Source organism: Gilvimarinus sp. 1_MG-2023 (assembly GCF_030548285.1).
Map to the genome: position 1 here is coordinate 1 of NZ_JAUOSC010001281.1, position 257 is coordinate 257.

The window sequence follows — 257 nt, forward strand, 5'->3', positions numbered from 1 at the left end:
CATCCGGGTCGACCTTGAAGGCAAATTCACGGTCGTACGGTGCCCGTAGCATCACATCTGCGACGTCACGCCGTAACATGGGTTCGTCTTCGATCCGGGCCAGATAATGGCCTTTCCAGACATGGTTACGCAGGTCGTCATCCAGGTTTTCATCCGGGATCATCCAATGCAGATGCAGCTTGACGCCCAGCCCTTTGGCCAGTGCCCGTGCAATCTCCACGTCAAATCCCATGGCCTTGCCGTCCACTTCCCAGGAG

At 57.2% G+C, this 257-nt stretch carries 1 protein-coding gene; it reads right to left on the minus strand.

The genetic code is table 11. The features are described 5' to 3' along the window. Positions 1-257, minus strand: a 257-nt coding sequence (locus tag Q4563_RS20995) for a hypothetical protein (RefSeq protein WP_303605900.1), incomplete at both ends; no start/stop codon positions are given.